The 20914-nt window shown below is 56.6% G+C and carries 18 protein-coding genes; 13 read left to right on the top strand and 5 right to left on the bottom strand.

Annotated elements, in window-relative coordinates:
• Position 1: 1 nt before the first annotated feature.
• Together ACR0KS_RS19655 and ACR0KS_RS19650 are read left to right on the top strand one after the other, a co-directional pair.
• The gene (locus ACR0KS_RS19655) at positions 2-805 is read left to right on the top strand and encodes a carnitinyl-CoA dehydratase (RefSeq protein ID WP_170568168.1); all 804 of its coding nucleotides are present in this window, start codon (positions 2-4) and stop codon (positions 803-805) included.
• A complete protein-coding gene (locus ACR0KS_RS19650) occupies positions 805-1752 on the top strand; it encodes a 3-hydroxyacyl-CoA dehydrogenase NAD-binding domain-containing protein (protein WP_170568167.1) in 948 nt (315 codons plus the stop codon). Before ACR0KS_RS19655 ends, ACR0KS_RS19650 begins: the two co-directional genes overlap by 1 nt.
• On the opposite strand, the gene ACR0KS_RS19645 is transcribed toward ACR0KS_RS19650, so the two are convergent.
• Positions 1734-2804 carry a GlxA family transcriptional regulator gene (locus ACR0KS_RS19645; RefSeq protein WP_170418318.1) on the bottom strand — a complete coding sequence of 357 codons (1071 nt, stop codon included), beginning with the start codon at positions 2802-2804 and terminating at the stop codon, positions 1734-1736. The genes ACR0KS_RS19650 and ACR0KS_RS19645 overlap by 19 nt on opposite strands.
• Before the next feature lie 119 nt (positions 2805-2923).
• On the opposite strand from ACR0KS_RS19645, the gene ACR0KS_RS19640 reads away from it, so the two are divergent.
• The 9 genes from ACR0KS_RS19640 to ACR0KS_RS19600 all read left to right on the top strand — a co-directional run bounded on the left by ACR0KS_RS19640 (position 2924) and on the right by ACR0KS_RS19600 (position 13269).
• Positions 2924-3814 (top strand): beta-keto acid cleavage family enzyme, encoded by an 891-nt coding sequence (locus tag ACR0KS_RS19640; RefSeq protein WP_120981302.1) that lies wholly within the window; start codon positions 2924-2926, stop codon positions 3812-3814.
• Positions 3807-4808 carry an ABC transporter ATP-binding protein gene (locus tag ACR0KS_RS19635; protein ID WP_170568166.1) on the top strand — a complete coding sequence of 334 codons (1002 nt, stop codon included), beginning with the start codon at positions 3807-3809 and terminating at the stop codon, positions 4806-4808. Before ACR0KS_RS19640 ends, ACR0KS_RS19635 begins: the two co-directional genes overlap by 8 nt.
• A gap of 76 nt (positions 4809-4884) precedes the next feature.
• A complete protein-coding gene (locus tag ACR0KS_RS19630; RefSeq protein WP_170568165.1) occupies positions 4885-5991 on the top strand; it encodes an extracellular solute-binding protein in 1107 nt (368 codons plus the stop codon).
• 65 nt (positions 5992-6056) lie between these two features.
• Entirely contained in the window at positions 6057-6905 is an 849-nt protein-coding gene (locus ACR0KS_RS19625; protein ID WP_170568164.1) for an ABC transporter permease, read from the top strand.
• Positions 6902-7699, top strand: coding sequence for an ABC transporter permease (locus tag ACR0KS_RS19620; protein WP_170568163.1), 798 nt, complete (start codon positions 6902-6904; stop codon positions 7697-7699). The genes ACR0KS_RS19625 and ACR0KS_RS19620 overlap by 4 nt, the downstream gene beginning before the upstream one ends.
• Before the next feature lie 11 nt (positions 7700-7710).
• On the top strand, positions 7711-8871 hold the full coding sequence (locus ACR0KS_RS19615) for an acyl-CoA dehydrogenase family protein (RefSeq protein WP_170568162.1): 1161 nt from the start codon (positions 7711-7713) through the stop codon (positions 8869-8871).
• Positions 8868-10958, top strand: coding sequence for an acetate--CoA ligase family protein (locus ACR0KS_RS19610; protein WP_170568161.1), 2091 nt, complete (start codon positions 8868-8870; stop codon positions 10956-10958). The genes ACR0KS_RS19615 and ACR0KS_RS19610 overlap by 4 nt, the downstream gene beginning before the upstream one ends.
• A complete protein-coding gene (locus tag ACR0KS_RS19605) occupies positions 10955-12097 on the top strand; it encodes a serine hydrolase domain-containing protein (RefSeq protein ID WP_170568160.1) in 1143 nt (380 codons plus the stop codon). Before ACR0KS_RS19610 ends, ACR0KS_RS19605 begins: the two co-directional genes overlap by 4 nt.
• A 407-nt stretch (positions 12098-12504) precedes the next feature.
• Positions 12505-13269: an SDR family NAD(P)-dependent oxidoreductase gene (locus ACR0KS_RS19600; RefSeq protein ID WP_170568159.1), complete on the top strand. Its 765-nt coding sequence runs from the start codon at positions 12505-12507 to the stop codon at positions 13267-13269.
• Here the strand turns inward: ACR0KS_RS19600 and gcvA are convergent.
• On the bottom strand, positions 13257-14201 hold the full coding sequence (gcvA, locus tag ACR0KS_RS19595) for a transcriptional regulator GcvA (protein WP_480693316.1): 945 nt from the start codon (positions 14199-14201) through the stop codon (positions 13257-13259). The genes ACR0KS_RS19600 and gcvA overlap by 13 nt on opposite strands.
• A gap of 93 nt (positions 14202-14294) precedes the next feature.
• Here gcvA and ACR0KS_RS19590 point away from each other — a divergent pair, with 93 nt between their 5' ends.
• Positions 14295-15494 carry a serine hydrolase domain-containing protein gene (locus ACR0KS_RS19590; protein ID WP_480693315.1) on the top strand — a complete coding sequence of 400 codons (1200 nt, stop codon included), beginning with the start codon at positions 14295-14297 and terminating at the stop codon, positions 15492-15494.
• 7 nt (positions 15495-15501) lie between these two features.
• On the opposite strand, the gene ACR0KS_RS19585 is transcribed toward ACR0KS_RS19590, so the two are convergent.
• From ACR0KS_RS19585 to ACR0KS_RS19575, 3 genes are read right to left on the bottom strand one after another with little or no spacing between them, the layout of a single operon-like run.
• Positions 15502-17289 (bottom strand): ABC transporter ATP-binding protein, encoded by a 1788-nt coding sequence (locus tag ACR0KS_RS19585; RefSeq protein WP_170568157.1) that lies wholly within the window; start codon positions 17287-17289, stop codon positions 15502-15504.
• Positions 17286-18161: an ABC transporter permease gene (locus ACR0KS_RS19580; protein ID WP_142638852.1), complete on the bottom strand. Its 876-nt coding sequence runs from the start codon at positions 18159-18161 to the stop codon at positions 17286-17288. The genes ACR0KS_RS19585 and ACR0KS_RS19580 overlap by 4 nt, the downstream gene beginning before the upstream one ends.
• Positions 18158-19231, bottom strand: a complete 1074-nt coding sequence (locus tag ACR0KS_RS19575; RefSeq protein WP_480693314.1) for an ABC transporter permease — start codon at positions 19229-19231, stop codon at positions 18158-18160. The genes ACR0KS_RS19580 and ACR0KS_RS19575 overlap by 4 nt, the downstream gene beginning before the upstream one ends.
• A 68-nt stretch (positions 19232-19299) precedes the next feature.
• Between ACR0KS_RS19575 and ACR0KS_RS19570 the strand changes: the two genes are divergently transcribed.
• Positions 19300-20898 (top strand): fatty acid--CoA ligase, encoded by a 1599-nt coding sequence (locus tag ACR0KS_RS19570; protein WP_480693313.1) that lies wholly within the window; start codon positions 19300-19302, stop codon positions 20896-20898.
• Positions 20899-20914: the final 16 nt, after the last annotated feature.

Raw genomic sequence — 20914 nt, 5'->3', positions numbered from 1 at the left:
AATGGCAGAAGGGGTCAAAACACACCGCGACGGCCACGTTCTGGAAATCACACTAGAGCGGGGCAAAGTAAACGCCATCGACGTTCCCACCAGTCAGGCCTTGGCCGCGGCGTTTAAGGAGCTGCACGAGGACAAGGACTTGCGTTGCGCGATTCTGACCGGGGGCGGAGATCGGATTTTCTCGGCCGGGTGGGATTTGAAGGCCCTGAACGAGGGCGAAATGCAACTCGACAACTGGTGGGAGAGTGATGACTACGGGTTTGGCGGGTTCACGGGTCTGACCGAGAATTGGGCGCTCAACAAGCCGGTTATCGCGGCCATCAACGGTCTTGCAATCGGCGGTGGATTCGAGATGGCCATGGCCTGTGATCTGCTGATTGCGGCGGATCATGTGGAGTTTGGCCTGCCTGAAATGCCTTTGGGCATCGTTCCAGATGCGGGGGCACTACAACGCCTGCCTCGGAGAATACCGCACAATATCGCGATGGAGATGTTTCTATTGGGCCGTCGCATGACCGCCACCGAGGCAGCGCATTACGGGTTGGTCAACAAGGTGGTTCCAAAGGATCAATTGATGACAGCGGCCCGGGAATGGGCGGCCTCGATTGCCTGGTCAGCGCCTCTTGCAATGCAATCCGTCAAGGAAGTGCAGCGCGAGATCGAGTGCGTGCCGCTGGAACAGGCCTTTCACAAGATGCGCACCGATCCGATGCCGATCTACCGCAAGATGCTGAAATCTGATGACGCGGCCGAAGGTGTCGCGGCTTTTGTCGAAAAGCGTGAACCCAAATTCAAGGGTGAGTGATGTATCCTGACCCCTCATCGATCACCCGCATCACCAGCATTGGAGCCGGCCCCATCGGCGGCGGCTGGGCAGCGCATTTTCTTGCGCGTGGTTATGATGTGACCGCCTATTTGCATGACGCGAGCGAAACTGATGCTTTCTACGAGATCCTGCATACTGCCTGGAAAAGCTTGACGGATTTGGGCCTTGCTGCTGGCGCGTCGCTTGACCGTTTGCGTATTGTCACTGATCTGGAGGCTGCGCTGGACGGCGCCGAATTTGTGCAGGAAAGCGCGCCCGAGCGTCTTGAGATCAAGCAGGCACTTTATCAACGACTCGGGCTCATTTTGCCAACAGACGTCGTGATTGGCTCTTCCACGTCCGGCTTGATGATGACCGACATCCAAGCGACTTGCGCGACACCGGAACGCTGTGTGATCGGCCATCCCTTCAATCCACCATATTTGCTACCACTGGTCGAAATCGTGGGCGGCGAACAGACATCACCAGAGGCGGTGGCTTGGGCCGGGGAATTCTACGAAATAGCGGGCAAGGCCCCGTTGATGATGAAAAAAGAGATCCCCGGCTTTGTCGCGACCCGACTGCAAGAGGCGCTTTGGCGAGAGGCCCTGCATATGGTCGCCAATGGAGAGGCAACGCCGGAAGACATCGACATCGCACTCATGAACGGCCCGGCGCCTCGTATGGTCTCGCAGGGTCAGTGTATGGCTTTTCACGTGGCCTGTGGTGCCGGAGGCATGGCCACCAACCTGGATCAGTTCGGCCCGGCGCTTAAACTGCCCTGGACCCGGTTGGAGGCACCTGAGCTGACGAAGGAATTGCGCGATCGCATGGTCGATGGCTGCAACGCTGTCGCCGGCGACCGAGATTTCGAGGACATGGCAGCCCAACGGGATCGCGAAATAGTTGCAGTGCTGAATGCTCTGCGTCAGTCCCGCGGGGGATAACCTTGAGCGGGCACGTTGTTCAGAATGGACAAGAAATCCGAGAGAGAGCCGGGCCAGCTGGGTGCCGGCTCGCTTTTCGGCCATGCCTCACGGTATTCGGATGGGCGCCGGCCGAAGAATTTACCGAATGAATAGGCAAAATGTGACAGTGTATTGAATCCTGATGCGGTGGCAATCTCGCGTACACTGAGGTCGGTCGAAATCAACAGTAGGCGAGCATTCTGCAATCGGCGCAATAAGCCGAATTGCACCACGGTACAGCCCACGTGTTTCTTGAATTGGCGTTCCAGTTGACGCTGAGAAACACCCAGAACATCAGCGATTTGGGGCACTTTGAGCGGCTCTTCTATGTTTTCTTCGATCAGGGTCATCGCTTCTCGGATCAACGGAAGCATGGTTTCCGTGCTCCGGCCCATGGTGCTGCGCTGGGGTGAGGCGGCGTCGCGAATGGGGTGATGCAGCATCTGGTCGGCAATCTCCCCCGAAAAGCCGCTGTCGCTGATGGATTCAATCAGCCTTAGCATCAGATCGACCCCAGCCAACCCGCCCGCGCACGTCATTACCTTGCCGTCAATAGTGAACAGACACTCATGGACATCGACCCGATCAAAGGATTCCCGGAACCCGCTCAACCACGACCAGTGAATAGTCGCAGGTTTGCCGTCCAACAGGCCTGCACGTGCGACGATGTAGCTGCCCAATTCAACGCCGCAAACAGTTTCGCCTGCGCGTGCGCGTTTTCGCAACCAGGTGAGTAAAGCGGTGTTTTCGTAGTGTTCAGTACCCCAACTGCCCAACACAAACACAAAACCTGCCGGAGTGAGGCTCCCGTAGTCGGTGTCAACTGCGGTCGTCATGCCATTGCTGGCAACAATCTCAGGACCGTCGAACGAGACGATGTCCCAGGAAAACATCGGTTCTGGCGCCAGGTAATTTGCGATCCGCATGGTTTCGATCATGGTGATCAGCGTGGTCAGGTTGAAACGCGGGACAACGACAAATACGGCATGCCGTTTAGCCCGAGCCATATGCGTTGTGATGTCGACATGCATTGGTTTTACCAAGAAGCTTTAGGTCAGATTTTTCGCCATTCTAACCTAATCTGTGGCGGATAATCGACATCTTTATCCGTCAATCGCGCGGCAATCTAGGTAAAAAGGGGGGCTCGGATATGACCTACGAAGTTGTGCTGACCTGCGCAGTTACCGGTGCGGGAGATACGACCGGCAAGAGCTCTCACGTGCCGGTGACCCCGAAAGAAATTGCTGATGCGGCAATCGAAGCCGCCAGGGCAGGGGCCTCTGCCGCGCATGTGCATGCGCGTGATCCTGAAACAGGGCAGGGCTCACGCGATCCGGCGCTCTTCAAGGAAATCGTGGACCGAATACGCGAAAGCGATACCGATGTGGTCATCAATGTCACGGCAGGTATGGGGGGCGATTGGATTTCAGACCCGTCCAATCCCGCCATGCCCGGTCCGGGCACCGACATGATCGGCCCGGAAGAACGGCTGGCCCATATCAAGGAATGCCTGCCTGAAATCTGCTCTCTCGATTGTGGCACGCTGAATTTTTCCGACACGGACATGATCTATATTTCCACGCCACCGACACTGCGTCGGATGGCGGCACTGGTTCAGGAATGGGGTGTGAAGCCCGAGCTTGAGGTCTTTGATCTCGGCCATATCCGATTTGCCAAGGCGATGGTGGAGGAGGGGCTGATTGATGCTCCGCCGATGTTCCAGTTGTGCCTTGGAATTCCATGGGGGGCCGATCAAACGGTGGAAACCATGGCGGCTATGAAGGCGCAACTGCCCGTAGGCGCCAGCTGGGCCAGTTTTGGGATTGGGCGGGGGCAGATGCCGATGGCAGCCGCAGCTGTCGCGCTTGGCGGGAATGTGCGTGTCGGTCTTGAGGACAACATCTACCTTGATCGCGGGGTTCTGGCGACAAACGGCCAGCTTGTCACCCGCGCCCGAGAGATTATCGAACGGATGGGTGGGCGGATCCTGACACCGCAAGAGTCGCGCAACAAGCTGAACCTGAGGGGGGCGGATGGCTGATCCAACCCAAACCGGTAGCTTGCAAATTCGCGATGTCTCCAAGTTTTTTGGTCAGTTCCGTGCTGTCAACGACATCTGCCTGGATATCCGAAATGGAGAGTTCCTGACGCTGTTGGGCCCGTCGGGATCGGGCAAAACCACCTTGTTGATGATGATCGCCGGGTTTCTCGACATATCGAAAGGAGAGATTGCGCTGGACGGTGCGTCCATCTCGGATGTGCCCGCCGAAAAGCGCAATTTCGGCATGGTGTTTCAAGGATATGCTCTGTTCCCCCATATGACTGTTCGCGACAACGTAGGTTATGCGCTAAGCGTACGTAAACGCCCCGCCGACGAAATTCGGAACCGTGTCGACGAGATGCTGGAGCTGGTTCAGCTTCAGGAGTTTGCAGATCGCAAACCGGGGCAATTGTCTGGTGGTCAGCAACAACGTGTGGCCCTTGCACGTGCCTTGTGTTTTGCGCCGCCTGTGCTGTTGCTGGACGAACCGCTGGGAGCGCTGGACAAAAAGCTGCGTGTCGAAGTGCAGGAGCAGCTCAAGGACATTCATCGCCGCGTTGGCACTACCTTCATCTATGTCACGCATGATCAGGAAGAGGCACTGTCGATGTCTGACCGCATCGTGATCATGCGCGACGGCGCGATCGAGCAGGTCGGAACGCCAAAAGAGCTGTACGAGCGCCCGATCAATCAGTTCACCGCCAGCTTTCTGGGGAAATCGAACTTTATTCATCAAAACGGAAAGGTCTTTGCGCTGCGCCCGGAAAAAATTGATCTGATGCCCGGCAACGAAAACACCGAGGCCCGGATGAGGGGCGCCATTCGCAGCATCACCTATTTCGGCTCGATGCAGAGGATCATCGTGGACACCGACGAAGGGGCCGAGATTGAGGTTGATATCGACGTCTGGCGCAACGCCTCTGATCTGGCGGAGGGGGTGCGGGTGGATTTGCTTTGGAAAGACTCAGCAGCAGTGGAGCTACAAGCGGGCTAGGCACCCCAACACAGAACGCCCAGAGGCGTCATGACCGAAAGCCGAGTCAAATCTCGGATCAAATGGGAGGAAGAAAATGCACGATAAACAATTCAAAAAGGAAATACTTGCCGAAAGCGCCCAGGCGTTTAGGGCTGGCCGTATGGATCGACGCACGTTTCTGGCGCTTTGCGGTGCCTCGGGTGTCGCAATGAATGCGGTACTGGCGGGCGACGCCGAAGCGGCGGCGGACCATGTCGTGATGTGGAACTGGGGCGGCCAATCCGAAGAATGCCATGGCTCGGCCATCGGTGAGGCCTTTACCGCCAAAACCGGCAAAGGTTTGAAGTTTGATACCTCTGGTCCGTTGGAAGGCAAGATCAAGGAAATGGTCGACAGTGGCAATGTGACTGCCGATGTGGCTGATGCGGATTTGTTCAACGCCGTGTCACTTGGACCAACCGGGCATCTGGAGCCGATTGACTATTCCGTGGTGTCCAAGGAGAAAACGCTGCCCGGCTATGCGCTGGAATATGGGGTGTCGATCATCCTCTACGGGTATGCCTTTGTGTATGACACTGAAGCCTATGGCGATAATCCACCGCAAAACTGGGCCGATTTCTTTGATACCGAGAAGTTCCCCGGGACCCGTGCGCTTTACAAATGGGCAAATGGGTCGCTCGAGGCCGCATTGATGGCCGATGGCGTCGCTGGCAGCGATCTCTACCCGCTTGATATGGAACGCGCTCTGAACAAAATCCAGTCGATCAAAGATGACAGCCTTTACTGGGGCTCGGGATCGGAAGTTCACTCGATGGTGGTCAACAACGAGGTCTCGATGGCGATCATCTGGCAGAACCGGGGTCGCAACATCGAAAACGACACTGATGGCCAGTACAAGTTGGTGAACAATCAGGCGATGGCGATGCCGGGGGCGTATATCGTGCCTAAGGGCAACCCCGCTGGTGCCGCAGTCATGGATTTCATCGCCACGGCGCAGGACATACCAGCGCAGTTGGCGCTGTTGGATTGCCTTGGCATGACCCCGTCAAATCCCGAGGCCTTTGGCCAGATCCCCGAGGACCAACAGCCTTATGCGATCACCTCGGCCATGAACATCGACAAGATCGTCTACAACGATCCGGAATGGTGGGGCAACAACGGTGGCGACGCGGTGAATGCCTTCCTCGAAGCGATCAGCTGATCGCTTTAGCTTATGGTCACCCGATCCTAAGGGTCGGGTTGCCAAACCCTTTCCGAAAGCTCTGGATGCAAGCCTTAAACCGTCATATCCACCCAGGATGGCTGATTATCGCGCCTTTGCTGCTGATGGTGGTCGCGCTCTATCTGGGGCCGATCCTGAATATCCTTTGGCTAAGCGTGACAGACCCCGAGCCCGGGTTCGGCAACTATGCCAAGCTTACGGAAGGTGACGCCCTGATCCGCATTGTCTGGACCACGGTACGCATCTGCATCATCACGACGGTCTTCAGCGTCATTTTCGGCTATTCCATCGCCTACGCGATGGTGCACTGCCATCAACGCCAGAAGACTTACATGCTGACCCTGCTATTGGTGTCGTTCTGGATCTCCATCCTCGTACGCACCTTCGCCTGGCTCATGTTGCTGGGACGCAAGGGGCTGGTCAATGTCACATTGGAAGACATCGGCCTGGTTGCTGAACCCATCGCCTTCATGCGCAATGAGTTGGGCGTTCTGATTGGAATGGTGCATTACATGATCCCCTATGCGGTGTTGCCATTGCTGGTCTCGATGCAATCCATTGATCAGAGGGTGATGGACGCCTCGCGCAACCTGGGGGCCAGCGGAAGCCAGACCTTCTGGCGGGTCTACCTGCCGATGACCATGCCGGGGCTTGTGGCTTCGACCCTGTTGGTTTTCATCCTCAGCCTCGGGTTTTATGTCACACCGGCCGTATTGGGCGGCGGCAAGGTGCTGATGGTGGCGGAATACATCTCGGTTCAGCTACTGGTGACCTTGAAGTGGGGCACAGCGGCGATGCTGGCGGCCATCATGTTGTTCGGCGTTCTGGCGATGCTTTGGATCATGTCGCGGTTCATGAAGCTGAGCACGGTGTTCGGGGGGGCAACGCGATGAAGCCGGGCCTGTTCTCATTTTTCAACCGCGTGGGGGCCTGGGTGCTGCTGTTGTTTCTGGTCACACCGGCCTTGATCGCCATCCCTGTTTCACTGACGCCAAAACGCTTTTTGTCCATGCCGCAGGGTGAGTATTCGCTGCGCCATTTCCAAAAGCTGTTCACCAGCGAAGAATGGCTTTCGAGCTTTTTCCAAAGTGGTGTTATTGCCGTGTCCTGTTCTGCGCTTGCGACGCTATTGGGCACGCTTTGCGCGATCGGGCTGTGGCGGGTTTCGTCGCGTTTCAGCGAACTGGTGCGCGCCTTTCTGCTGCTGCCATTGATCATACCGCAGATTATTTCCGCCATGGCGTTTTATCGGTTGTGGATACCTCTGGGTCTCCTGGACAGCTACGCCGGTTTGATCCTTGCGCATACAATACTGGCGGCCCCCATGGTGCTGATCACGGTCAGCGCGTCCTTGGCAACGTTTGATCCTAAGCTTGAACAAGCCTCCAAGAACCTCGGGGCCTCTAACTGGACCACCATGCGCCGGGTGATCCTGCCTTCGATCAGGCCGGGGGTTTTTGCCGGGGCGCTTTTTGCCTTTATCCTCAGCTGGGATGAAATCGTGGTGACCTTGTTCATCTCGAAATACAGCGTCTACACGCTGCCGCGCCGCATGTGGAACGGCATCCGTGAAAACACCGATCCGACAGTGGCTGCCGCTGCCGTGATCCTGATTGCCATCACCCTGATTGCCTTTGCCGTCTCTGCGGTACTGTCGCGGCGAAACGCACGGGCTCAGGCAGAATGAATGAGGTTGCCATGAATCTGGAAACCAGTCACGAAACAGAGCTTCTGGTTAGCACTGTTCGCCGATTTGTCGAAACAGAGATGTATCCGCATGAAGAAGAGGTGGATCGCCTAGGCTATGTGCCCGAGGAGATCGGCCGCCAGATTGAGGCGAGGTCGCATGAATTGGGCCTCTTCGCCTGCAACCTGCCCGAAGAGGTCGGTGGCGGAGGGCTGGGATATGGGCCCATGTCCCTGATCGAGCGGGAATACGGCCGTACAAGCCATGCGCTGCAAAGCTGGGCGGCGCGCCCGACCGAATTGCTGATGGCCTGCGAAGGAGACCAGCGTGAGCGATATTTGCTTCCTGCCGTGCGCGGTGAAAAGCGTGAGCTCTTTGCCTTGACAGAGCCTGACGCAGGTTCGGATGTAATGGGGATGAAGACCAATGCGATACGCGACGGGGATGACTGGATCCTGAATGGATCCAAGCACTTTATCTCCGGTCCCTGCATGCCGGATTTCGCGATTGTCTTTGCTGCAACTGGTACAGATGAAACACCACGCGGCCCACGCAAACGGGTGACGGCTTTTCTGGTCGATGTGGGCCTTCCGGGGTTCGACTGCCGCGAAGGGACGCATTGCGTCAGCTATCGCGGTTACAAGACTTTTGAGTTGAGTTTCGACAATGTGCGTCTTGGTCCGGACCAGATCCTGGGCGAAGAGGGTCGCGGGCTTGAGCTGTCGGGAAAGTGGCTCGGCATGGGGCGTATCTGGGTCGGCGCGACCTGCTGCGGTAAGGCCGAACGCATCCTTGATCTGGCGACCGAGTGGGCCGCAACGCGCAAGCAATTCGGTAAACCGATCGGTACGTTTCAGGCCACCGGCTTCCGTTTGGCGGACGGTGCGATGACGTTGCGCGCGGCCGATCTGATGGTGCAAGACGCCGTTGCACGTGCCGAAACGGGTGTCATGGGTGATGCAGATGCGGCAATGGTCAAGGTTTACTGCTCAGAGATGCTCAACAAGATCGCCGATGATGCCGTTCAGATTTTTGGTGGCATGGGATTGATGGAGGAAATGCCGATCCAACGGTTCTGGCGCGATAGCCGATTGGAGCGGATTTGGGACGGCACCAGCGAAATCCAACGCCACATCATCACCAGGTCCATCCTGAGGCCACTTGGCGCATGACGCCGGCGCGGCGCGAAAATCTTGAGCGTCTTTTAAAGCCGCGCCACATCGCGTTTATTGGTGGACGTGATGCGACCATTGCCGTGCGCGAAGCCCGTCGGCGTGGATTTCAAGGGAAAATGTGGGCCGTTAATCCCAAACGCGCCGATCTGGATGGCGTGGGCTGTGTTCCCAGCATCTCGGACCTGCCGGAGCCACCTGATGCCGTCTATCTCGCTATCCCTGCGGCCGGGGTGACGGATGCCCTGAGAGAATTGGAACAGATGGGTGCAGGTGGTGTCGTTTGTTTTTCCGCGGGCTTCAAGGAAACTGGCGACATACAATCGGAACGAGATCTGATCGAAGCCGCCGGAGATATGGCTCTGATCGGCCCAAACTGTTATGGCATGATCAACTATGTCGACAATGCCGCTCTTTGGTCATTTGAACATGGCGGCTGGTCGCCGGGATACGGTGCAGCGATCGTTACCCAGTCTGGTATGTTCTCATCCGACATCACCATGAGCGCGCGTTCATTGCCAATGGCCTACATGGTTTCTGCAGGCAATCAGGCGGTCTTGGGGATTGAGGAATTCCTGGATGCCTTTGCTGAAGACCCGGCTGTGCGCGCCATTGGATTGCACATCGAAGGGTTGCGTGACATTGCTGCTTTTGAACGCGCCGCGCTGAAAGCACTGGATCGGGGGGTTCCGGTTGTCGCACTGAAGACCGGCAATTCCGCCATTGGGGCGACTCTGACGGTCAGTCACACCGGCTCTCTGTCTGGTTCGAGCGAGCTTTATCAGGCACTGTTTGATCGCACCGGGGTGATCGACGTCACCAGCCCGTCGCAGTTTCTGGAAACGCTGAAGTACCTCTGCGTAGCAGGCGCGCCGCAAGGCAGGCGTGTCGCTGGCTTTACCTGTTCTGGGGGCGGGGCGACGATGCTCGCAGACCACTCGGAAAGGATTGGTGTGTGCTTTCCCAAAGTGGGCTCTGCAGGGCAGGAAAGCCTGACCAGTTTGCTGCCTGAGATTGCGACGGTTTCCAACCCGCTGGATTATACGACCCCGATCTGGGGACAGGGCGATAAGACTTACCCGGTTTTTGCCACGGCGCTATCTGCCCTTAACGCGGATCTGGCTGTTCTGGTACAGGACTACCCGGCAGAAGGGTTGGACGCGTCCAAGATCTACTACCAGAACGATGCTGCAGCTTTTGCGCAGGCCGCTCAGGAACACTCCGTCCCGGCAGCGATCTGCGCGACCTTACCTGAAAATCTTGATCGTGGGACCCGCAGGCATCTCATAGAACTGGGGGTTGCGCCTATGCAGGGTATTCATGAGACGTTGAATGCCATGCGCGACGCAATTTGGTGGTCCGAAGTAAGGGCGCGGACAAGGATTGACCGGCCTGCTGCCTTGCGACCCGGTGCAACTATCCCGAACCCAGTGGTATTGACCGAAGACAAAGGTAAATCCTGGCTCAGGCAAAGGGCTGTTGCTGTGCCAAACGGACATGTCTGCAACGCGGCCGAGGCAGCTGGCGTTGCGCAGGATATCGGCTATCCGGTCGCGCTGAAAATGATGTCACCAAGCTTACCTCACAAGACCGAAGCGGGCGCGGTCGCTTTGGGGATCAAGGATGCGGAGGGGCTGTCCTCGGCGATCCAGGTAATGACGGCAACGGTTGCGGCTTATGACCGCGCGGCGGTGACGGATCGCTTCCTGATCGAAGCCATGTCGCCCAAGCCGCTTGCAGAGCTGATCGTCACGCTGCGTGCTGATCCGCAATTTGGTCCCAGCTTGGTGATCGGTAGCGGCGGTGTATTGACCGAATTGATCCGAGATGCGCGCACTGTGTTGTTGCCTGCCTCAAAAGACGAAATCGAGCGCGCATTGTGTTCGCTCCGTGTAGCTCGATTGTTGGAAGGGTACCGGGGCAGTCAAAAGGCGGACATTCCGCGAATTTCGGATGCGCTGCACCGGTTTTGTGCGGCGTTCCTAGAGGCGCGCAGCCAGGTCGCAGAGGTCGAGATCAACCCGGTGTTTGTCTACCTAGATCACATCGTCGCCGTTGATGCCTTGATCCAGGTGCCCCGGTCATGAGCAGGAATAGGATCATACCCAATCCCGATCTGGCTATTGGAGACGACAACAAGCAACGGTGGAACCAGCCGGAATTTCGCCGGCATGGGTTCCACAACGCATATCGGCTGTTTCGCCGATGTCTCATGGTGCGTTCCAGAGAGGTTTTGCAGTTGGAAACCGCCGAGCAGAATCTGTGCGCCCGTGTGCCTGAACTGGAACAAATGCTTGCCCATCCGGCGTTCTCTGCGTTCTGCTGTTTAAAGAACGACAAGATCATTCTGGAAAAAGCCGCAGATGATTTTTCGACTTCAGCGCCGCACTCCATCCAGTCGGTGACAAAGCTGCACATCCACTTGATCATAGGTCGGCTGCTTGCGAAGGGGCTGTTGTCATTGAACGCGCAGGTCCGGGATTATTTGCCGGATATGGGCAGCGGGTATGCCGAGGCCAGCATTCAATCTCTGCTCGACATGAGTGTCGATAACGACTTCACCGAGGATTATGCTGACCCCGATGCCGACTGCTATACTGAAGAGGTCGCCCTGGGTTGGCGCTTGCCCCGCGTGGGTGAAAAGGAAATCACGCTTGCGGAATTTGCGGCCTCGATCACTGGTTTCAGGGCAAACTCGGGGGTGCGACAAGCCGACTATAAATCCGCGAACACGGATGTCCTGACCCTGATAGCGGCCGAGGTTTCACCCATTCCACTAGCTGAACAAATCGAAGAGATTGCTGATGCCGCAGGATACGAGGGCGCGTTTCACATCAGCCTCAGCAAGGACGGGCACCCAGCGTTTTCCGGTGGCGGTTGCCTAAGCGTGCGCGACCTCGCGCGGTTCGGGTTGCTACTGGCTCGGGAAGGCCGCGACCTGCACGGTCGACCTATGGCCAACATCGGTTTCCTGCAAGAAACTCTGATCCGCCGCGCGCCAGCGATGACACCACCCAAGAATTGGCTCAAGTACTCAAACCAGACCATGACCGACGGTCGATTAATCGGTCATGCTGGCTATGGAGGGCAGTTCCTCATGGTGGATATGGTCACCGGCACCAGCTGTGCATTCTTAAGTGTGCTGGAGAATGACTCGGGTTACGATGACACCTATATGGGAGAGCTGGCCACAACGCTTCGAGACGTCTGCCTTTCTGTCATTTGACGGGTTTGCAGTTGCCGAGCTAAGTGCCAGCGGGGAAGGCACGGATTGGCCGCTTTGCAGTCCTTGACCTAGGCTGAATCTTTTAGAGTGATCCGACCCACTCTTCGATCATCCAGTTTCGATCACCTAAACTGAACTTCTTCTCAGCGCGGCATTTACGTCTGTCGGGATATCCTGCCGAAGTTGTCAACAAGGCATGTCGCGGGTGTAACTCAACCCGCCCGAAGTCGCTTATCGCGGAGCAATTGTTCGAAACAACAGCGCAGGTTTGTGACCCGACCGTCCCGACATATTGCACTGCACGCGGAGGCAAAATGATTTTTGGTTGGCCAAAGGGTAAATAGAACTTCGATGTTTACCTTCTGGTTCTGGGTTAAGAAGTTCTGAACAAACGGAGATTATCACGCATGGATATTGAAGGACTATCTGCGATCGTGACCGGGGCAGGATCAGGACTGGGGCTTGCTACTGCACAGGCGCTCAGCAAAGCCGGAGCACGAGTTACCTTGCTGGACCTCGATGAAGTTCGGGCAAAAAACGCGGCAGCGGAAATCGGCGCGCTTGGCATAGGTTGTGATGTTATCAACAGTTCTGCGGTCGAGGCCGCTTTGGATCTGGCCGAAGACCGGAGCGGACCAATTCGCATAGTTGTCAACTGTGCGGGCATCCCCGGCGGTATGCGACTTGTCGGACGGGACGGTCCAGTTGATATGGAAGCATTCGCGAGGGTGATCAACGTCAACCTAATGGGAACCGTCAGCGTCATGACGAAATGCGCAGCCCGGATGATGCAGCAGGAGCCGCTCAATCAAGATGGCGAGCGCGGGATTATCATCAACACAGGCTCGATTACTTCAATCGAGGGTCAAATTGGGCAGGGGGCTTATGTGGCTTCAAAGGGCGCGATTGCCAGTCTGACATTGCAGGCCGCCCGTGAATTCATGCCCCGCGGAGTGCGGGTCATGACAATTGCGCCCGGATTGTTTCGCACTCCGATCGCTGATCATATTCCGCAGGAGGTAATCGACGGGATGCTAGATGGCCGGATGTTTCCAAACAGGTTTGGCGAGCCCGCGGAATTTGGGCGCCTTGCCGTTAACATCATCCAAAACCCTATGCTGAACGGCGAGACCATTCGTCTTGACGCAGGCGTGCGGCTTCAAGCCAGATAGGTCTCTCGAATGCGCTTGTTTTCGAGGTCGTTTTCTGACGTCTCGATCAGCCACTCGCGAAAATTTTGGGCATCAGGATGGTCGCGATCCGCTTCCGGTGCGATCAAGTAGAAAGCCTCCTGCAGGGGCGCTTCGAGCTCGAAGGGTTCAACAAGTCGTCCACGCTCGATCTCGACGCCGCACATTGAGGACCGTGCTAAAGCTACACCGCCACCACGAGAGGCAAACTCGAAAGCAAGCAGCGAGGTGTCGAACTGTAACCCCTGGCCCGAGTTGACACCGCTTGCCTTTGCATAACGCAACCAGTCAGCCCAACCCTCCTCATAACCGAGCACGTGTAGCAGGCGATGGTGGGCAAGATCATCTGGTTTGCGGATCGCTTTGGAACCTTCAAGCAAAATTGGAGAGCAAACCGGTTTGATCACCTCCCAAGTTAACCGGTCGGCTTTGTATCCTGGCCACTTCCCTGTGCCGTATTGGATATCGAGATCAAACCGCTCATTGTCGAACTGATCTCCCCATACACTTGAGACCAGACGCACTTCTGTGTCCGGGTGGCGGTCAAAGAATCCCTGAAGTCGCGGCGCGATCCAGTTAACTGAATACCCGACCGGCGCCCGCACGGTCAGGACTTCGGAGCGCCGCAGGCCAAACACTTCCTCGGTTCCCGCGGCCAGGCGTTCAAAGCCGTCTCTGACCTTCGGTAGATAGGCGGCGCCCACTTTGGTCAGGACCAGACTTCTGGGTTTGCGCTCAAAGAGCGGCTCGCGCAAGTAATGCTCTAGCAATTTCACTTGTTTGCTGATCGCTGCTTGTGTCAGGTTCAGTTCCTGCGCCGCATGGGTAAAGCTCAGATGCCTGGCCGACGCTTCGAATGCGCGCAGCCAGGTCAGGTGGGGAAGTCGCCGTGTACTCATGGCCAACTCAAGCATAATTTCAGTTAGGTTATAGATAGATTATCTATCGCTTGAACGCCAAGAGAATCTCGGAGCAGATTGACGTTGAGACAATATGGAGCTGACGACTTGCAACCAGAAGATACCTTGGGATTAGACCCGATTAAGCTGTCGCGCATCACCAATTGGATGAACGCCCATGTGCATGAGGGACGCCTTTCTGGTCTGGCTGTGCAAATAACTCGCCGGGGAAAGATATGTTTTTCGGAGTGTGCGGGATTTGCCGATGCAAAGTCGAAGCGGCCTGTATTACCTGATACTATTTGGCGCATCTATTCGATGACCAAACCTGTGACCTCGCTCGCCCTGCTTATGCTCTATGAAGAAGGGGCGTTTCAACTGGATCAGCCTGTTTGCGACTTTCTCCCAGATTTCGCAAACCCGCAGGTCTGGAAGGGTCCTGGTCACGCTCTGAACGAGACCGAGCCAGCTGACCGGGGTATTACAATCCATGATCTTCTCACACACCAGGCGGGGATCGTCTATGGTGATCCGCAGGGAAACGAGCTGGAGCGTGCCCTTTCGGATAGCGGTCTCGACTTTGACAGAGGTCTTACGACGATGGCGGAAGCTGTTGAAGTGCTAGCGAGTTTTCCCTTGGCCTTTCAGCCGGGTGACCGTTGGTTTTATGGCCTTTCGACGGATGTTCTCGGCCATTTGATCGAGGTTATCAGTGGTCAGCCTCTCAGCGAATTTCTTAAGACACGGATCTTTGATCCGCTCGGAATGGTGGACACAGGCTTCGCCGTATCGGCCGATAAGTCTGGCCGCTTGGCCACGCTCTATGACCGCGCGCCAGGCGGCTTTGTTGCTTCTGATGATCAAAAAGGTTTCATTGCGCCGGTTACCTTGGAAAGCGGGGGCGGTGGGTTGCTCTCCACAATGGACGACTACCAGCGTTTTGCAACGATGCTTCTTCGGCGCGGCAGATGTGACGGAGGCAGGTTACTGGGGCGCAAGGCTTTTGATCTAATGGTATGCAATCACATGGGCGGCGATTTGGCGAGCCGGGGACAGGCTCATTTCAGCGAAACTACCTTTGAGGGGGTTGGCTTCGGACTCGGTGTGTCGGTGATGTTAGACCCGGCGCGGGCCAAGATCATCGGCTCACCCGGTGAATTTGCCTGGGGCGGTATGGCCTCGACCGCCTTTTGGGTGGACCCGATCGAGGAGATGACTGTGATACTTATGACGCAGCTAATTCCTTCGAGCGCCTATACCCTGCGCCGTGAGCTGAGAGTTCTGAGTTACCAGGCGCTGGTGGACTGAGGCGACGTCAGTCCAGGGGCAGGTTCGTCTGGGTCAAATGGCAAGCGATGCTCAATCCACCGGGTAGGTCATGCAAAGGTGGAGTCCGAGTATCACATGTTCCCGCAATGATATGGGTGCAGCGGTTGGCGAAGGGGCAGCCCCGCGCACCGATTTCGACGCTGCCAGCGCTAGCCGCCTTTGCCTCGCTTGTATCTGCCACGCCTTCCAGCCAGCCTTGGCGCATCTCGGGCACCGAAGATAGCAACAGCTTTGTGTAGGGGTGAAAAGGCGGGCGAAAAACCGCTTTTGATGGTCCCTTTTCGACGACACGTCCGGCATACAGTACAACCACCTCATCGGCGAAAGAAGCTACGGTGGAAAGATCGTGACTGATAAACATGTAGGCGACGCCCAGTTTGTCCTTCAGCGATTTCAGGAGTTCGATCACACCTGCGGCCACCACGGTGTCCAGCGCCGAAGTCACCTCGTCACAAAGGATCACCTTGGGCTCGGCGGCAAGCGCGCGAGCGAGATTAATGCGTTGCTTTTGCCCACCAGACAGCTCTCCGGGATAGCGGGAGGCGAAATCGCGAGGAAGATCGACCAGTTCCAAGAGGTCGCCGACCTTCTGCGCGCGTGCGCGCCCCTTGAGGTTCAGATAGAATTCCAGAGGACGGCCCAGGATATCGCTGATCCGTTGCCGAGGATTTAGCGCCGTGTCAGCCATTTGAAAGACGATCTGGCAATCCTTGAGCGTTTCGATCGACCGATCCTTCACTGCTGGAGCGGCGGTATTGCCATCGAGTTGGACTTCTCCGCCCTTTAACGGTGTGAGGCCCGCAACAACTCGGGCAAGTGTGCTTTTTCCACAACCACTTTCGCCAATTACGCCCACGACCGAAGCGGCAGGTACATCGACGGATACATCAGAGAGAATGGTCAGAGCTCCATAACCCGCAGTCACGTTCCGTGCCGAAATCACCGGCCTCTGAGCCAGATCTGTCTCCACGTGATCCACCAAGTGTGGAGCAGGACGGACAGCCTCCATCAGTGTGCGAGTGTACTCGTGCTGTGGGTGATGCAAGATCTGATCCGTTGTGCCTTCCTCGACCATCTCGCCGTTTTTTAGCACTAGAATTCGGTCAGCCACCTGCGAGACTACGGCGAGATCATGTGTGACATAAATCGCGGCGGTACCCTGATCGCGGATAATGTCCTTAAAGGCTTTCAGCACCTCGATCTGGGTCGTTACGTCAAGCGCAGTGGTGGGTTCGTCGAGTATCAGAAGGTCGGGTCCACAGGACATGGCCATTGCAGCCATCAAGCGCTGCAACTGACCGCCCGAAACCTGATGTGGAAACTTGTCGCCGACGGTTTCCGCGGCGGGCAAGTCAAGTTTGCGGTAAAGCTCTATTGCATTCGCGGTCAGAGTCTCGGCATCTCCGGTGCCATGCCAAAGAGGTGCCTCGACAACTTGCTTGCCGATCCTAAGCGCAGGATTGAAGCTGGCTGCCGCCGATTGTGCCACGTAAGACACTTCGTCCCCGCGCAAGCTGTGGCGGTCGCGTGGGGGTAATTTCATAATGTCCCGTCCGTTCAGCCAGACTTCACCCCCTGAGATGCGACAGCCGGGGCGGGCAAAGCCCATTGATGCCAGAGAGATCGTAGATTTGCCCGAGCCGCTTTCGCCAATGAGTGCCAACACCTCGCCCTTGGCGACGCTCATGGACACGCCCTTGACAATTGGCACATAGTTACCGCCTGGGGGGCGTCCCTCGACGCGCAGGTCCTTAATGGTCAGAATGTCGGTCATTGGTCGATCTTCTCCAGAACAGTTTCGCCTTGCTGGCGCTGTTGGAACCAGTCAACAAGCAGGTTCATGGAAACGGTCAAGGAGGCAATGCATGCAGCTGGTATAAGCGCTGCGGACGAACCGAGGAACAGCCCACCCACGTTTTCCTGCACCATGAGCCCCCAGTCGGCCGCAGGTTCTTGCACTCCTAGGCCAAGAAACGACAGGCCCGAAAGGAACAGGATCGAAAAGGTGAATCGAAGGCCAAACTCGGCAATCAAGGGGGCCATGGAATTGGGTAAGATCTCACGTGTCAGAATCCACCAGGTGCCTTCGCCCCGCGCACGGGCAGCCTCGACAAAATCCATAACGCCGATGTCATAACCAAGTGCTCGAGAGACACGGAATACGCTGGTCGAGAGGACCAACCCAACAGTCAGAACAAGCACTGTGATAGAAGTACCGAAGGCGCCTATGACAACCAAAGCCAATAGGGTGGAGGGGAAAGCCATGAATGCCTCGACAACGCGGCTTACTACGATATCGAACCAGCCTCTCAGAATCGCGGCGGCAAAACCGAGTGCGACGCCGAATAAAAAAGAGATCATGGTGGTGACAAGCGCCAGCAACAGCGTTGTACGTACTCCATAGATCAGGCGGGACAATACATCTCGTCCCAGCTTGTCAGTACCCAGCAAACCGCCTTCGCCTATCGGTGCAAAGGTCTGGCCTGAGATGATTTCGGCTTCACCATGGGGTGCGATCCATGGCCCAAAAAACGCAAGGATGAGCCAGAACAGCAGCACCGCGCCGGCAATACCTGCAGTCCAGGTCAGGCGCAGGCCCGCAAAGACAGAGGCCCGGGGAGTGGGGATATCGGTTGCTTCGCTCATTTTGGGTACCTTAAGCGCGGGTTTGCCATGATGGACAGGACGTCGGCCAGTAGATTCAGAAGGATATAGACAGTGCCAAAAATCATTGCACAGGCCTGGATGAGTGGAATGTCCCTCAGAGTGACACCGTCGACCAGAAGCCGCGTTAAGCCGGGTACGCCAAACACGGTTTCAACGATAATGACACCGGACACCATGTAACTCAGATTAAGTGCAATAACCGTGAAGATCGGCGACAGCGCGTTAGGCAGCGCGTGGCGCAAAACCAGCCTTCGCTTGGGCAAGCCCTTGAGTGCTGCCATCTCCAAGTATGGGGAGGTGAAGATGTTGATGACGGACGAACGTGTCATCCGCATCATGTGCGCCAGAACGGCAAAACTGAGGGTGGCTACGGGGAGAGCCAAGGCCCGGAAATTCTGCCAGAAATCAAAGTAGGGCCGCGTGTTGGCCGACGCGGAGAGCCACTTTAGTTCGACTGCAAAAACTTTCATCAGAATGAGGCCAATGAAGAATTCAGGCACTGCAATCAACGCAAGTGTGGTCATGGCAAGAGTTTTGTCGATCCGGCCACCGGCGCGCATCGCGGACCAAAGGCCAAGAGCCAAAGACATCGGAACCGAGATTGCCGCTGCCAAAAGCGCAAGCCGCAGAGTGTTCCACATACGGCTTTCTATCATGTCAGCCACAGGTCGCTTGGTGGCCAATGATGTCCCCAGATCCCCTTGAATCATACCGCCCAGCCAATCGAGATAACGCACTACTGCAGGGCGGTTGAGTCCCATCTCTTCGCGAAGCGCGGCAAGCGATTCTTCGGTGCGGCTTTGTCCTAGAATGGCTTCAGCAACGTCGCCCGGAAGGATTTCCGTCGCGCCGAAGATAATGATGGAAGCAAGGAGCAAGGTTAGTAAACCCTGAGCCAGGCGGGTCAGAATAATTCGGTACACCTTGGTCCTCCCTTCAAGGCTTCCGGCATATTCGGCGCAAGCTTGAAGCGAGACAAACAACCATAGCGACCAGATTGGGGTCGTTTTGGTTATGGCAAAGGCATGTGTATTCTTTTGTTTGGGCAAAGACCGAGATTTTGTTGTTTGTTCCGCAGGGCTGGAGAACGCAAAGACTGGGGCGATCGGAGATGCCCATGACTGCCTATTCCTACCCATTGTTGATCAAGCAAATCCTCGCCACGCCGCTGGCAAACACGCCAGATCAGGAGATCGTACACGCCGATACGAAGCGGTATGACTACCGCACTTTTGCCAGGCGCGTCGGCCAGGCTGCAGGGGCGTTGCGCTCACTTGGCTTGGGTGAGGGTAGCGTTGTGGCCGTTCTGGATTGGGACAGCCATCGGTATCTCGAGTGTTTCTTTGCTATTCCGATGATCGGGGCCACGCTGCATACCGTGAACATCCGATTGTCGCCGGATCAGATCCTCTACACGATCAACCATGCAGAGGACGACGTAATCCTGTGCCACGTCGACTTTTTGCCACTTCTAATCGAGATCTCTGAGCGGATCGAGCGGCCTTGGCGGTTGGTAATCCTCAGCGACGATGGGGTGTTCCCCGAGGTGGAGTCCTCGGAAGGCGAGTACGAGGCCCTGCTGCAGCAGTGCGAACCGGAGCAAGAATTCCCGGATTTTGACGAGAATATCCGAGCGACGCTTTTCTACACGACCGGTACCACAGGTGATCCCAAGGGGGTCAGCTACTCCCAGCGCCAACTGGTTTTGCACACAATGGCGGTCGCGGCCGGGTTAGGCCCGGTACCAGGCGGCGGGCTGAACCGGAGCGATGTCTACATGCCGATAACCCCGCTGTTTCATGTGCATGGTTGGGGCATACCCTATGTCGCCACATTGATGGGCCTTAAACAAGTCTATCCTGGTCGTTACGATCCCGCCCGCCTGTTGGGGCTAATCGAAAAGCACGGTGTTACGTTCTCGCATTGTGTACCGACGATACTTGCGATGCTTCTGAATGCACCTGAAGTCGCGCAAACAGATCTCAGCAACTGGAAGGTCATCATAGGCGGTTCTGCTCTGTCCGAAGGTCTGGCAAGGCAGGCATTAGAGCACGGAGTTGACGTGCACGCTGCCTATGGCATGTCAGAGACCTGTCCGTTCCTGACAGTGGCGGACATGATGGCCACGCGGGACCCGCAAACACCACTGAGTGCTCGGATTGCAACAGGAAAACCCGCGCCATTTGTGCAAATCCGTGTGGTTGATGGGGATATGAACGATGCCCCTCGCGATGGAAGGACGACGGGAGAAATTGTGGCGCGCGCGCCCTGGCTAACTCAAGGTTATCTGAAAAACGAGGCCGGGACGGGGGCACTTTGGCAAGGCGGCTGGCTGCATACTGGAGATGTCGGGTTCATCGACGAAACGGGCACGTTGCGGATCACCGACCGGGTTAAAGATGTGATCAAGACCGGAGGCGAATGGGTGTCTTCGCTTGAATTGGAAAACCTCGCGAGCACCGTTGAAGGTGTGAGTGAAGCGGCCGCCATTGGCGTTCCAGACACGAAATGGGGGGAACGCCCTATGCTGATTGTTACCTGCTGTGATGAAACCGAAAAAACCTACGACCGTCTTCGTATGGCGTTCGATGTGGCGGTAGACCAAGGGGCGATTTCAAAATGGGCGATCCCAGACCGGATTGAGTTTACCGACAGCTTGCCAAGAACGTCGGTTGGCAAACTGGACAAGAAGGCCCTTAGGGCCCGGTTCATCTAATAGGAAGGTTCGTGAT

The organism is Ruegeria sp. BC7, from assembly GCF_056539165.1.
Note: the sequence above shows the minus strand (reverse complement) of the source record. Positions and strands in the feature narration are given on the sequence as shown.

Bases quoted from the DNA above. Each gene is read 5' to 3' on its own strand.
- ACR0KS_RS19655 (WP_170568168.1), top strand. From the start codon at position 2: ATGGCAGAAGGGGTCAAAACACACCGCGACGGCCACGTTCTGGAAATC.
- ACR0KS_RS19650 (WP_170568167.1), top strand. From the start codon at position 805: ATGTATCCTGACCCCTCATCGATCACCCGCATCACCAGCATTGGAGCC.
- ACR0KS_RS19645 (WP_170418318.1), bottom strand. From the start codon at position 2,804: ATGCATGTCGACATCACAACGCATATGGCTCGGGCTAAACGGCATGCC.
- ACR0KS_RS19640 (WP_120981302.1), top strand. From the start codon at position 2,924: ATGACCTACGAAGTTGTGCTGACCTGCGCAGTTACCGGTGCGGGAGAT.
- ACR0KS_RS19635 (WP_170568166.1), top strand. From the start codon at position 3,807: ATGGCTGATCCAACCCAAACCGGTAGCTTGCAAATTCGCGATGTCTCC.
- ACR0KS_RS19630 (WP_170568165.1), top strand. From the start codon at position 4,885: ATGCACGATAAACAATTCAAAAAGGAAATACTTGCCGAAAGCGCCCAG.
- ACR0KS_RS19625 (WP_170568164.1), top strand. From the start codon at position 6,057: ATGCAAGCCTTAAACCGTCATATCCACCCAGGATGGCTGATTATCGCG.
- ACR0KS_RS19620 (WP_170568163.1), top strand. From the start codon at position 6,902: ATGAAGCCGGGCCTGTTCTCATTTTTCAACCGCGTGGGGGCCTGGGTG.
- ACR0KS_RS19615 (WP_170568162.1), top strand. From the start codon at position 7,711: ATGAATCTGGAAACCAGTCACGAAACAGAGCTTCTGGTTAGCACTGTT.
- ACR0KS_RS19610 (WP_170568161.1), top strand. From the start codon at position 8,868: ATGACGCCGGCGCGGCGCGAAAATCTTGAGCGTCTTTTAAAGCCGCGC.
- ACR0KS_RS19605 (WP_170568160.1), top strand. From the start codon at position 10,955: ATGAGCAGGAATAGGATCATACCCAATCCCGATCTGGCTATTGGAGAC.
- ACR0KS_RS19600 (WP_170568159.1), top strand. From the start codon at position 12,505: ATGGATATTGAAGGACTATCTGCGATCGTGACCGGGGCAGGATCAGGA.
- gcvA (WP_480693316.1), bottom strand. From the start codon at position 14,201: ATGCTTGAGTTGGCCATGAGTACACGGCGACTTCCCCACCTGACCTGG.
- ACR0KS_RS19585 (WP_170568157.1), bottom strand. From the start codon at position 17,289: ATGACCGACATTCTGACCATTAAGGACCTGCGCGTCGAGGGACGCCCC.
- ACR0KS_RS19580 (WP_142638852.1), bottom strand. From the start codon at position 18,161: ATGAGCGAAGCAACCGATATCCCCACTCCCCGGGCCTCTGTCTTTGCG.
- ACR0KS_RS19570 (WP_480693313.1), top strand. From the start codon at position 19,300: ATGACTGCCTATTCCTACCCATTGTTGATCAAGCAAATCCTCGCCACG.